The organism is Neobacillus camarae (assembly GCF_054950115.1).
Map to the genome: position 1 here is coordinate 1,057,698 of NZ_JBUCKX010000003.1, position 12,610 is coordinate 1,070,307.

The following is a 12,610-nucleotide window of genomic DNA, read 5'->3' on the forward strand; positions in this document are numbered from 1 at the left end:
GCATTAATCCACCAGCCGTTGAATTTGTTGCACAAACCTTTTCCGAAAATAATATTGTCCAACCGATAAATCAATCACTTGCTTTAATTTGTGTTCATTTGTATAAGCTTTTTCCCGCATGAGCCGGTTCCATTCCCGAAAAATATCGGCAGGATAGGCCAGCGCATGTAAAAATGCCTTATCTTGATGAAAGGCTTTCATTTGTTTATGCTGCCAAAGTCCCGGCAGCGACCAGTCGAGATGATACAGAATCCGATTGGCATATTGCAAATAGTCATATATCGGAGGGCCGATGGAGATTAAATCAAAGTCAATTAAATATAAATCACCACTCCTTGCCCTCAAGAAATTATGGTGGGCCACGTCACCATGGAGGATCACTTTGGGTTCATTCAACACCGCTTTATGGCTGTCACTCATTTTTTTTAACGACCAGTCCCCCCAAGCGATTATTTCCGAAAGCAAGGAGTGATCGACAAATCTTCGCAGAAAAGGACGATGATGACAAAAAATATCAAACCTTTCCTTCCATTTGCCAAGCAAATCCGCTTGTGGAAGTAGTGTTTGGTAACGGCTTACAAATTTGGAGGTAGTATCATGGAAAGTTTCCAGCAAATCCAATCCTTCTTGGCGATTTCTTCGGGATTGAAACGAAAAGGCAGTTTTATGTGGGGGAATATATTCCATACAGCCAAAATAATTACCGTTAAAAAATAGAGTCTCCCCTGTTTGCGAGGAAAGAAACTTATAGGTTTTGGAAAACCCTTCTTTCTTTAAAGTGGCCGTAAAAGCTTCCTGCAGCTTCAGTTTGTTAACGGAGTGGTACCCCTTGATGATAAAGGACCGTTTGGCTGTTTTGACCAGGAACACATGATTCCGGATTGGAATTCCTTCAAGGATTTTTAGGGAAAACTGCGACTGAAAATAAGAGAAGAGACGATTAAGATAATCATCGTCTCCTTTGTTGGCGTTATGAGCTGCTCTCATCGTGATACCCCTGTACCCCTTGGCCGACAGGTCCCATGCCATATGGGTTCATGAATGGGGGCTGAGCGGCACCCATCGGTACGTTATAAGGCGCACTGTAGATTGGCGGTGTGGGCGGTACAAAATTTTGTTGCACTGGAGTCCCTCCACCGCAGCCGCAATCCCCACCTGAAATGGTTGGCGGATTAAGCTCAGGCATATAAGCCATTTGTGAGCCAATGGTCATGTCTGGTGCTGTCATCCCAAAACCTTGTGGACGAGGCCCGACCATTTGCGGATAACCATAGGATGGGCCCGTGCCGTATGGATTTAGCCCAGGGTTGACAAGTGAAGGGTCCGTTGCAGAAGGTGTACCTGCCGGATACGTTCCAATCGGGCCTCCTGCAGGCTGGCCTGTAAATTCCGACATTTGCTGCATTGGCATTTGACCATAACCCATCGGCATTTGGCCTTGGCCCATTGGCATTTGACCTTCACTCATCGGCATCTGGCCATAGCCCATTGGCATTTGACCTGGACCCATTGGCATCTGACCATAGCCCATTGGCATTTGACCTGGACCCATTGGCATTTGACCTTCACTCATCGGCATTTGGCCGAAGCCCATTGGCATTTGACCTGGACCCATCGGCATCTGGCCATAACCCATTGGCATTTGACCTTGGCCCATTGGCATTTGGCCATAGCCCATTGGCATTTGACCTGGACCCATCGGCATCTGGCCTTGGCCCATTGGCATCTGGCCATAGCCCATCGGCATTTGGCCTTCACTCATTGGCATATGGCCGAAGCCTGCCGGAGTTTGGCCATAAAATCCCGGATCCATTCCCATTGGCTGCTGAAAACCTGTTTGAGCCCCCATGACAGCCCCACCAGGATTAAAGCCCGGAACCGGCGGGATAAAGGATGATTCATCCTCAAAGTGCTGCGGGATAAAAGCCGGGCCTGCTGGTACCGGTGGCATATATCCTGGCATAGCCCCCATTCCCGGAAAGCCATCCATACCTGCTCCCGGATGGTAAGGCATATACGGTTGGACAGGAAAGCCTCCGAATGGCGGGCAAAATCCCGAGCCAGGGAGAATCGGTGTAACCGGCACACAGTAGTCCTGTTGCTGCGGCATAACCATTGGTGCTTCCATAGGCGGTGGAGTTTGGATGGGCATTTCTTTTGCCGGCTGCATTTGAACGGGCGCTTCTTTAGGTGGTACAGGCGGCAGCACAGGCATTTTCACAGGCACTTCCTTTTTCACTTCTTCCTTTACTTCTGGAAGAATGTTCGCCTTTGGCGGAACCTGCGGCTGTTCTACTTTCACGTTTTGCATGTTCATCATATAATAATTGTTTACGTCAATTTCTGGGATAATTTGCAGGGGCATTTTGGGAGTATAAGGGACTTTCGGTGCTTCCACAACTGGCTGCTCTTTTGCAATTGGCACTTCTTTTACAGGAACCTCTTTGATCGGGACCTCCTTTATGGGAACCTCCTTCTTTGGTACTGGCATCTCTTTGATAGGCTGTTCCTTCAGCGGAAACTCTTTTTTGACTCCTAGATGTGAAACAGGCCCTTCTTTTTTTATCGTTCCACCTGTCGTTGGGACTTTTATTTTCATACCGGGCATAATCATATCAGGATTACTGAGCTGGGAGTTTAATTTTTTCAGCTCTTCAAAGTTCACGCCGTACTTCTTGGCGATCTTCCAAAGAGTATCCCCTTTCTGTACGATATGGATTTTCACTCTGATTTCCCTCCTATGCATAAGTCCATATAGTCTATGTGAGATTGGGCAAATTGCTAATATTCTTCAAAAAAACTTATGCTCTATTTTTAAAAATTATGTTTGTACAAGTCGAAAACTGGTCAAGGTCAGGGTTTCGCTGTTTTCTAATTTTCTATTGATATGATAAAATGGTTCATTATCCAACTGTTAGGGAGCGTTTTACCAAATGGAGCAAAGAAAAATTCTTGGGGAAGAACGGAGAACATTAATTTTACAATTATTAAAGGATAGCAGCGCGCCGATTAGGGGAAGTGAATTGGCGGAAAGAACTAATGTCAGCAGGCAGGTGATTGTCGGGGACATTACTCTGCTGAAGGCCAAAAACGAACCGATAATCGCAACAAGCCAAGGATATATGTATTTGAAACAAGCTATGGGTTCAACGGTCTATGAACGGACGGTGGCTTGTAAGCATGCGCCGGAGGATACGGAAAAAGAGCTGCTCCTCTTTGTCGACCATGGGGTCACGGTGAAAGATGTCAAAATCGAGCATGCGGTGTATGGCGACTTGACCGCGTCGATTATGGTTTCCAATCGCCAAGAAGTGCTGCAATTCATGGAAAAAATCAGAAGAACCCGGGCAGCGTTTTTATCTGAATTGACCGGCGGCATCCATCTCCATACCATTTCGGCCAGCAACGAAGGTGCACTGGGTAAAGCAGAAGCGGCTCTAAGAAAAGAAGGATTCTTAATGGAATACTAAACAACGTGGTTGGATGGGTGGGTGGGTCACTTTAGAGCCATCTACGTGACCCAGACTCGTTTTTTTACCTGTTCCTGGTCACGTAGAGCCTCTTTACGTGACCCTAATTCGTTTTTCCACCTGTTTCCCGGTCACGTAGACCCTCTTTATATGACCCAAACCCGTTTTTCCTCCCGTCCCCGGTCACGTAGAGCCTCTTTACATGACCCAAACCTGTTTTTCCTCCCGTTCCCGGGTGACCCTCTTTACGTGACCCTAATTCATTTTTCTACCCGTTCCCGGTCACGTAGAGCCTCATTACGTGACCCTAATTCGTTTTTCCACCCGTTCCCGGTCACGTAGAAGCGTGGCAGGAACAGAGATAAATTTCTCTTATTCCATTTGCCATTCATGGACGCATTGAGTTGTGCGAAAGGAATAATATAAAACGGACCCGAAAATAGGTCCGTTTTTTTAGTCAAATGTAATATTTAATTTAGGATAACTGCCGAGCAGCGTCACTCCGCAGCCTAATGCCTCCAGCTCAGCCATCGCTCCTGGAATTAGAACTTCATCCAATTTCATTTCCACATCAATAATAAAGAAATAATTGCCGATTCCCGTTTTCATCGGTCTTGATTCTATTTTGGACAGGTTAATTTTTCGCCAAGCAAAAGCCGACAGCACCTGATGCAATGAACCTGCCTGGTCAGAAGGAAGAGTGACCATCAAGGTGGTTTTATAATGCGAGGCACCACTTACCATTTGAAAATCCAGACTGTCGACCGATAACACCACAAATCGGGTATGGTTGTAATCAAAATCATGGATGTTTGGTTTAACTATTGTCAGCCCGTATTCCTCGGCGGCGAGCTCATTGGCAATGGCGGCCGCATCCCATTCAGGATTCTCCAAAACCATCTTCGCTGCTGCCGCCGTTGATGACACCGCTTCATACGGGACCCCTTTAAAATGATTATGTAAGAATTTGTGGCATTGGGCAATCGCGTGAGAATGGCTATAGATTTTCGTAACATTCTGCCAATTTGCGGCATTATCAGGGTGTACCATTAAATGCTGTTGAATCGGCAGGGTAATTTCCCCGACAATGGGTATTTGAACAACTTGAGTTAAATAATCCAGAGTGATATTGACAGATCCCTCTAATGTATTTTCCAGCGGGACCACCGCTAGGTCGACTTTCTTCTCGACCACCGCATCCATGCATTCCGGAATGGTTCTAAATGGATTTAATTCACACTCAGGAAATGCGTTTCTAACTGCAAATTCACAAAAAGTTGCCTTGGGTCCCAGATAACCTATTTTCACGTTTCTTCTACTCCCTTTCTAAACGAAAAGCGCCAGACAGGGGCAGCGGAATCTCCGCTTATGCCCCTGTTCCCAGCACTTCCACTTTCTCTACGAATTCAAGCTTTTTCAGTTTGGCAAGCAGTTCATCCATATCATTGGTCATACCTGAAGTATGTAAGGAAAGGGTGACGTTTGCCCGGCCTTGCAGCGGTATCGTCTGGTGAATGGTCAGGACATTACAGCCGGACTCCGCTACAACGCTCAATAATTTTGACAGGGTACCGGAACGGTCTTCTAGATGAAAGAACAAGGAAACCAGCCGTTCTTGTTTAATCGTTGAAAAAGGAAACACTGTATCTTTATACTTATAAAAAGCACTGCGGCTCAAATCGACTTTTTGCACTGCTTCCCCAATGGACTCTGCTTTTCCCCTTTCAAGCATTTCTTTTGCCTGAATGGTTTTTCGCATCGCTTCCGATAATACATCTTCCCGGACTAAAAAAAACTTTTTTTCTGAGTTATCCATTTCTCTCCTCTACCTCTTTAAGGCCTGTCTTATTCTACAAACTCAAACTCAAATTCCAATAACCTGACGATATCGCCGTCTTTTGCTCCTCTTTCCCTTAGGGCATCATCCACTCCCATGCCGCGAAGCTGGCGAGCGAAACGACGAACCGATTCATCTCTTGAAAAATCAGTCATCTTAAACAAACGTTCCAGTTTTTCGCCAGAAAGCATAAACGCCCCATCCGGACCTCTTGTAATCTTAAACGAATCTGGACCAGCTTCGTGTTTATAGAGAACACGATTAATTCCGGTTTCCTCTTCTTCCTCATGCTGCAATGGAAACTCTGGTGTTTCCTCGAGTTTATCAGCTACAGAAAATAACAACTCTCTTAGACCTTTTCTGGACAGAGCCGAGATTGGAAAAATAGGATAATCCTCTTCCATCTGCTCTTTAAACTTCTTCAGATTTTCCTCTGCTTCCGGCATGTCCATTTTATTGGCGACAATAATTTGCGGACGTTCAGTTAACCGCAGATTATATTCCTGCAGCTCCCGATTGATCGTCTGATAATCCTCAAACGGATCTCTGCCTTCCATAGCCGCCATGTCAATCACATGAACGATAACCCTTGTCCGTTCAATATGGCGGAGAAACTGATGCCCAAGACCGACGCCTGCATGGGCCCCTTCAATCAGTCCCGGCAAATCGGCCATAACAAAGCTTCTTCCATCCTCTGTTTCCACCATGCCTAAGTTAGGGACGATTGTGGTAAAATGATATTCCGCAATTTTTGGCTTAGCGGAAGAGACAACCGATAATAAGGTGGATTTACCCACGCTTGGAAAACCAACAAGCCCTACATCTGCCAAGAGCTTTAACTCCAGGATGACGTCTCTCTCCTGACCAGGTTCCCCATTCTCGGCAATTTCAGGTGCCGGATTGGATGGTGTCGCAAAACGGCTGTTACCACGGCCGCCGCGGCCGCCTTTGGCAATGACTGCCCGATGCCCATGCTCGACAAGGTCGGCGATGACTTCATTGGTTTCAGCATCCATGACGACAGTTCCTGGCGGTACTTTAACAATCATATCCTTGGCATTTCTGCCGTGCTGATTCTTGGACATGCCATGTTCGCCGCGGGGCGCCTTAAAATGGTGCTGGTAGCGGAAATCCATTAGGGTACGCAAGCCCTCTTCTACCTGGAATACGACATCCGCGCCCCTCCCGCCATCCCCTCCGGCAGGGCCGCCTTTTGGCACATATTTTTCGCGGCGGTAAGCGACCATTCCATTGCCGCCATCTCCGCCTTTTACATAAATCTTCACGCGATCAACAAACATTGTATTCCTCCCGTCGAATGTGTTGAAAATGCTGATTGCGACGAGAATCGCTGGGTTTAGCCGCCTAAAGAACCGGCATAAACACCTCTATTGCGAGTTCGTTTTCGGAAAATTCCTTAACGCTTACATCCATCTCAGTTTGTGGTTCAGCAAGGAATTTTTCAATCAGTTCACTATTCTTTATTATTCCGCTAAAATCAAAAAAGAAACGAAATCCCTCTGACTGCGGATCAATGGTGATTGATAAGTGATGTTCTTGGTACACATCAACTGCTTGGTCCAAGCATAAAAAAAACGAGTCCGACCATTTGGTCAGGGCTGAATCATCAATAGCAACAGGTTTATCATCTTCAAAGACTTCATATTCCAGTATAAAAGCATGGGCTTCCCAATTGGCCTTTAACAGCAATTCCGTAAAACGGGGGATTCCCAAGTTGGACAGTTTTGTCTCATGTTGTGCTTCATTGACAATTTTTTCAATGACCACTTTGACCCGGTCGATTCGATTTAAATCCAAGTTCCCCTTAATCAGCTGCAGCTTGTTTAACCAGTCGTGGCGTGAATGCCGCAGCACTTCAATAATATCCCATTGTTTTTCCATACATACGCTCCCAATAAAAAATTTGGAAAAGTGTTTGGTGTTAGTATATCAAAAAAACAAGCTATCGTAAGCTTTTTTTCTGAAGGATAAGAAGATTGGGGAAAATCTTTATTGAAGGACATGGAAGGTTTTTCCTTTTTGCAGCTAAAAAGAAAACTCTAACCAAACCGGTTAGAGTTTTCTAATGGCTTATGCCTCTTGAGCTACTTCTTGAGCGACTGGATATACGCTCACTTTTTTGCGGTCACGGCCGAAACGTTCGAATTTCACAACGCCGTCAACTTTCGCAAATAGAGTGTCGTCTCCACCACGGCCCACGTTTTCACCTGGATAGATCTTTGTACCGCGTTGACGGTAAAGGATCGAACCGCCAGTTACGAATTGGCCGTCTGCACGCTTAGCACCAAGGCGCTTTGCGATAGAGTCACGTCCGTTCTTTGTAGAACCTACTCCCTTTTTAGAAGCGAAGAATTGAAGATCAAATCTTAACATCTGTTTCACCTCCCGGCTATTTGAAAGTGATTTTTATGTGCTTACCGGAAACTCTCTCAATCTCCTGCAAGGAAAGGACCATTGCTTCAAGAAGCAATTGCACCTTCTCATCTGTTTCATCCGGCAAATTGTCAGGATAAACACATTTGAGGTATCCTGATTCACCCTGTTCCGCATCAGCTGCAACGCCCGTTAAGGTTTCGATTGCATTGACCGTGCCCAGTGAAACAGCGGATACTCCCGCACACACGATATCCTCGCCGTGGCCGGCGAAATTAGCGTGGCCCGTCATGGTAAAAGATTGAACTTTTCCGGAATCTGTACGATTAATCGTAATTCGAATCATCTATAGCTCAACACCTTACGCGTTGATTTTTTCGATGACTACTTTAGTGTAAGGTTGACGATGACCTTGTTTCTTACGGTTGTTTTTCTTAGCTTTGTACTTGAAAACAATGATTTTCTTCGCACGGCCTTGTTTTTCAACTTTAGCTGTAACAGTTGCGCCTTCAACTACAGGGCTGCCTACTTTCACAGTTTCACCGCCAACGAAAAGAACCTTGTCAAAAGTAACTGTTTCACCAGCTTCTGCATTTAATTTTTCAATGTAGATCGCTTGGCCTTCTTCGACTTTCAATTGCTTACCGCCAGTTTCGATAATTGCGTACATGAACTGCACCTCCTTAATTAACTCAGACTCGCCAGATGGCAGGCGTTTTGCCTAAAAGCAAAATCTTACTACCTGTTCTGTGCGGTTGTAGCACGGGTGCTACAAACATAACGTTAAAATATTAACATAGCAAATACATTGTGTCAATAGAGTTCACTTGCTTTTTGGGCAATCCCGGCCGCATCACCGAATTGCTTGACCACATAATAGGGCGCTGCGGCAGGCTGCAGTGAAAAATGGAGTTTCAAGCCGACCATTTGTTCAAGCGGTCCGCGATGTTCCTCATTTCCCCCGAGCAATGCTGTTTTCACCTCTGGGGTTGTTTCGATGAGAACCGCTTCAGAATCTGAAAAACGATGTTCCATCAGTTCCCGCTCAAGACGGAACGCCACTGTCTCGGGACTTAAAATTTTCCCAGTGCCATCGCACACCGGACACTTGATTTGCATGGCTTCGGAAAGAGCGACCTTCGTTTTTTTCCGTGTTAGCTGCAGGATTCCCAGCGGTGTAAAACCAATGAGCTTCGTCCGTTTCTCATCACTTGCGATTTCCCGCTTCATTAGTTCAAGGATTGCCTCTTTGTCCTGGTCCCGGCCCATATCGATAAAATCAATTAACACAATCCCACCAATATCACGGAGGCGCAGCTGGTGCATAATTTCTTGGGCGGCCAGCTGGTTTGTTTTTAAAATGGTATCCCGATAATCCGCTTTTCCGGAAAATTTGCCTGTGTTTACATCGATAATCGTTAAGGCTTCAGTTTCATCAAAAATCAGATACGCCCCATGATCGAGCCAGACGATCCGCTTCAATGCCTTTTCCAGCTTCTGTTCAATATTGTGGGCCGAGAAGATGTTTTCTTTTCCATTATAAAAAGTGATGGTGGCACTCGAATCTTTTTGTCCGAGCCATCTTTTCAGGTCCAAGTCATCGACGATGATTTCCCCTGAATCCATTTTTGCCATTTGGTCAGCCACCATTTCAAGAAAGGTGTCCTGCTGATAAAGGAGGCCCGGTTTGGTGAAGGAAGCCGCTTTGCTGAGCATTTCCTGATATTTGTGGCGCAAGGACTCAAATTCTTCCTGTATATCCTCATCCTTACTGTTAATGCTGGATGTGCGAAAGATAAGCCCTTCTTCCTTGTTTGTTAACTTGCTGCCCAACTTGCGGAAACGGGCTTTTTTTTGTTCGTCGGCAATCTTTTTCGAAATCGATATGTATTGTCCATTTGGCAGGTAAATCAAATTGTCCCCTTGAATTTCAATGAGGCCTGTTACCCTGGGCCCTTTGGTGCCAGTGGCATCCTTGTTGACCTGAACCAGCAGTTTTTCCCCTTGATGGGCAAACGATGTAACGTTTTGCTGTTTGTCAGCTGATAGTTGATAGGATGGCAATTCATTTCGATGCAAATAAGCATTCTTTTCTTCGCCAATGTTAATAAACACAGCATTCATTCCGGGCAGCACCTTGGTGATGGTCCCATAATAAATATTGCCGACCAGAGAATGCTGCTCCGGCCGGTCAATGATGATTTTTTGTATTTGGTTGTTTTTTAGGTAAGCAAATCTTTTTTCTCTTGATAGGTAATTGACGATTAGTGTTTCCAAACTCAGCGTCCTCACTTTTTAATCGATAATATTACCATTATATATCGATTTAGTATAAAAAAAGAAGGTCGCTGATTTTATCGGTTAACCGTTTCTCAGTAAAGTAGGCGTGCAACAGTTCATTTTCGTCCAATGTGTGTTTCTCCCTGTCGCCCGCGTGTATGATGATGGGATGCTTGCAGCCACGCTGGAATTTTTCTAACACTTCAATCAATAAATCCTGCTCGCTGGCAAGGATCGGCTTCAGGGCATGTGGATTGGATTTTTTCCCGTAATACCGTTCTAGTAAAAACCGCATAAAAATAAACCGGCGCTGTTTCCATTCATAGTGCAACGAGAAAAGCAAGAAGACGATGATTACCCATACATTTAGATGCATGGGCGCATTCAATAAAACCAGGACGGAAAAGATCAGCAAGCCTGCGAATGAAATAATAAGAGTGCGCCTGTGTGCTTCTGGAAAGGACTTCTTTAGGGAAAGAACCAGGAATACCATTTTCCCCCCGTCAAGCGGCCAGATGGGGAACAAATTGAAGATGAGAATCATCAAGTTATATTGGATGAATAGGTGAAAGAGATCCTCTGGCAGAAGCTGTAGGGACAGCAATCCGTAAGCAGCTGCCATCATCCAAATATGCTGCAGAGGGCCTGCCAAGACCACAATGGCTTCTTCCTTTAATGGGCGATTCCCATGCTCATCCATTTCGGCTACCCCGCCAAATGGCAGGAGCGTGATTTTCTTGATCCTCCAGGAAAAAAAAGAAGCCGCCGCTGCATGCCCCATCTCGTGGATAAAAATAATCCCCAATAGTAAACAGACATCCACGAATCGGGCGGTGGCAATGGCGAGGGCAAGGATAATCCATAATAATGGATGAATTTGAACAAGTCTGAGTAACTCAATCGCTTTATTCAACTCGTATCACCTTTATAGGATCGATGAAAGAATCGTCTTTTTTCACTGCAAAATAGTATTGGCCTTTGCTCGTGTCATCACCGGTCGAATCGGATACTGTCCCAACAACCGTTTTGTTTTCGATATATTCATATAGTTTCACCTTGATATCCGCCAAATTGCCATACCAGGTTTCGGTTTGGTCAGCATGCTGGATCACAATGGTTTTTCCCAGTCCTTCTTTGACCCCCGCGAAGGTGACAAATCCGTCATTGATAGCTTGCACTGGCGCCCCCTTTCCGGTCTGGATCATGATGCCCTGGCCATTTTTCTCAAAGTTCTCAAGGATTTTTCCGGTTACTGGGACTGCTCCTTTTTGAACGACGTCCTGTTGTTTGGTGTCAGTATTGTCTTTTTCACTAAATGGAAGAAGAGCGAGCGGTTTGCCGAACTTTTCTTCGTACCAGTTGGATACCACTGCAAACTTGAAATCCGTATCCATCGTTTTAGCAATAAAATTCCTGGCTGAATCGAGTCCGGCAGTTTGGTTGCGGAACAAAACCGCTGTCCCTAAAAAAAGCAGGATCGAAGCCAAGATTTTGAAAAAGAAAACCTCTTTTTTGAATAATGGGTGCCCGTCCTCATGATGGCCGTTTGTCGAAGGAGGCGAATAATTCCAATCAAATGTTTCATCGTTACCCGGCCAAACTAAAGGCCGTTCGTTTCCCTTTGCAGTTGTTCCTTGTTCCCGTTTTCTTTTGGCGATTCGCCGCCGTATTTCATCCGGAGTAGATCGCGCCATACCCATCAACCCTTTTCTTACTGTTTGTACAAGTTTATGATGGGGGTGGACAGAGTATGACTTAGCCATCAAGATAATAAAATGGATAAAAAAAGTCCGTCCAGAATATATATGGACAGACTTTCGAACATTATCGAACCCCAAAAAACTTCTTAAGTTTTGAAAATACGTTCTTGTTTTCTTCCTCCAGCGGCTGAAGCGGAATCGATTCACCGAGAATTCTGCGGGCAATGTTCCGGTAAGCAATCGATGCCTTGCTATTTGGATTCAGGGCAATCGGTTCCCCGTGGTTCGAAGCCCGGATGACTTCTTCATCGTCTGCCACGATACCAATCAATTCAATCGATAAATGCTGGGTAATTTCATCAAGATCGAGCATGTCACCGCTTTTCATCATATGATTCCTTATACGGTTCACGACTAATTTCGGTGATGCCATATGTTTTTCTTTTTCCAGCAGCCCGATAATCCGGTCCGCATCACGGACGGCAGAGACTTCAGGAGTGGTGACCACAATCGCCTTATCGGCCCCGGCTACAGCATTTTTGTAACCTTGCTCAATACCGGCAGGACAATCGATAATGATATAATCATAGTCTTGCTTTAATTCTGTGATCAATTCTTGCATTTGCTCCGGTTTTACGGCTGATTTATCAACCGTTTGCGCAGCTGGAAGCAAGTATAGGAGACCATCAAAGCGTTTATCTTTCACTAACGCTTGGTGGATTTTACATCTGCCTTCTACTACATCGACCAAATCATAAATAATTCTATTTTCCAGACCCATCACGACATCCAAGTTTCGGAGGCCGATATCAGTATCTACCAAGCATACTTTTTTTCCTTGGAGGGCCAGTGCAGTGCCAATATTGGCTGAGGTTGTCGTTTTTCCCACGCCGCCCTTACCTGATGTAATTACGATTGCTTCTCCCACA

General features: G+C 45.3%; 14 protein-coding genes and 1 other annotated feature. Of the genes, 1 reads left to right on the forward strand and 13 read right to left on the reverse strand.

The genetic code is table 11. The features are described from left to right. Positions 1–3: 3 nt before the first annotated feature. Both ACY8D0_RS20635 and safA read right to left on the reverse strand, forming a co-directional pair. Complete coding sequence (locus tag ACY8D0_RS20635) at positions 4–987, reverse strand: phosphotransferase (protein ID WP_462412360.1); 984 nt, start codon at positions 985–987, stop codon at positions 4–6. Further along, entirely contained in the window at positions 971–2,725 is a 1,755-nt protein-coding gene (gene safA, locus ACY8D0_RS20640; RefSeq protein WP_462412361.1) for a SafA/ExsA family spore coat assembly protein, read from the reverse strand. Before safA ends, ACY8D0_RS20635 begins: the two co-directional genes overlap by 17 nt. A gap of 208 nt (positions 2,726–2,933) precedes the next feature. On the opposite strand from safA, the gene ACY8D0_RS20645 reads away from it, so the two are divergent. Continuing rightward, on the forward strand, positions 2,934–3,470 hold the full coding sequence (locus ACY8D0_RS20645; RefSeq protein ID WP_462412362.1) for a transcription repressor NadR: 537 nt from the start codon (positions 2,934–2,936) through the stop codon (positions 3,468–3,470). A 453-nt stretch (positions 3,471–3,923) separates the two neighbouring features. Here the strand turns inward: ACY8D0_RS20645 and pheA are convergent, their stop codons facing one another. The 11 genes from pheA to minD form a co-directional block, all read right to left on the reverse strand. Then, a complete protein-coding gene (gene pheA, locus ACY8D0_RS20650) occupies positions 3,924–4,778 on the reverse strand; it encodes a prephenate dehydratase (RefSeq protein WP_462412363.1) in 855 nt (284 codons plus the stop codon). Positions 4,779–4,836: 58 nt separating this feature from the next. Further along, positions 4,837–5,286 carry an ACT domain-containing protein gene (locus tag ACY8D0_RS20655; protein WP_462412364.1) on the reverse strand — a complete coding sequence of 150 codons (450 nt, stop codon included), beginning with the start codon at positions 5,284–5,286 and terminating at the stop codon, positions 4,837–4,839. A 29-nt stretch (positions 5,287–5,315) separates the two neighbouring features. Continuing rightward, positions 5,316–6,608: a GTPase ObgE gene (obgE, locus tag ACY8D0_RS20660; protein ID WP_462412365.1), complete on the reverse strand. Its 1,293-nt coding sequence runs from the start codon at positions 6,606–6,608 to the stop codon at positions 5,316–5,318. Between the two features lie 64 nt (positions 6,609–6,672). Next, on the reverse strand, positions 6,673–7,209 hold the full coding sequence (locus tag ACY8D0_RS20665; RefSeq protein WP_462412366.1) for a Spo0B C-terminal domain-containing protein: 537 nt from the start codon (positions 7,207–7,209) through the stop codon (positions 6,673–6,675). A 189-nt stretch (positions 7,210–7,398) separates the two neighbouring features. Further along, on the reverse strand, positions 7,399–7,701 hold the full coding sequence (gene rpmA, locus ACY8D0_RS20670) for a 50S ribosomal protein L27 (protein ID WP_462412367.1): 303 nt from the start codon (positions 7,699–7,701) through the stop codon (positions 7,399–7,401). A gap of 16 nt (positions 7,702–7,717) precedes the next feature. Then, positions 7,718–8,047 carry a ribosomal-processing cysteine protease Prp gene (locus tag ACY8D0_RS20675; RefSeq protein ID WP_462412368.1) on the reverse strand — a complete coding sequence of 110 codons (330 nt, stop codon included), beginning with the start codon at positions 8,045–8,047 and terminating at the stop codon, positions 7,718–7,720. Between the two features lie 15 nt (positions 8,048–8,062). Continuing rightward, positions 8,063–8,371, reverse strand: a complete 309-nt coding sequence (gene rplU, locus ACY8D0_RS20680; protein ID WP_251549362.1) for a 50S ribosomal protein L21 — start codon at positions 8,369–8,371, stop codon at positions 8,063–8,065. Between the two features lie 14 nt (positions 8,372–8,385). Then, positions 8,386–8,468, reverse strand: a sequence feature (ribosomal protein L21 leader region). A gap of 46 nt (positions 8,469–8,514) precedes the next feature. Beyond that, positions 8,515–9,978 (reverse strand): Rne/Rng family ribonuclease, encoded by a 1,464-nt coding sequence (locus tag ACY8D0_RS20685; RefSeq protein ID WP_462412369.1) that lies wholly within the window; start codon positions 9,976–9,978, stop codon positions 8,515–8,517. Positions 9,979–10,027: 49 nt separating this feature from the next. Next, positions 10,028–10,894, reverse strand: coding sequence for a M50 family metallopeptidase (locus ACY8D0_RS20690; protein WP_462412370.1), 867 nt, complete (start codon positions 10,892–10,894; stop codon positions 10,028–10,030). Further along, on the reverse strand, positions 10,887–11,675 hold the full coding sequence (locus tag ACY8D0_RS20695; protein ID WP_462412371.1) for a peptidoglycan DD-metalloendopeptidase family protein: 789 nt from the start codon (positions 11,673–11,675) through the stop codon (positions 10,887–10,889). Before ACY8D0_RS20695 ends, ACY8D0_RS20690 begins: the two co-directional genes overlap by 8 nt. A gap of 130 nt (positions 11,676–11,805) precedes the next feature. Further along, positions 11,806–12,609, reverse strand: coding sequence for a septum site-determining protein MinD (minD, locus tag ACY8D0_RS20700; protein ID WP_462412372.1), 804 nt, complete (start codon positions 12,607–12,609; stop codon positions 11,806–11,808). Position 12,610 lies beyond the last annotated feature (1 nt).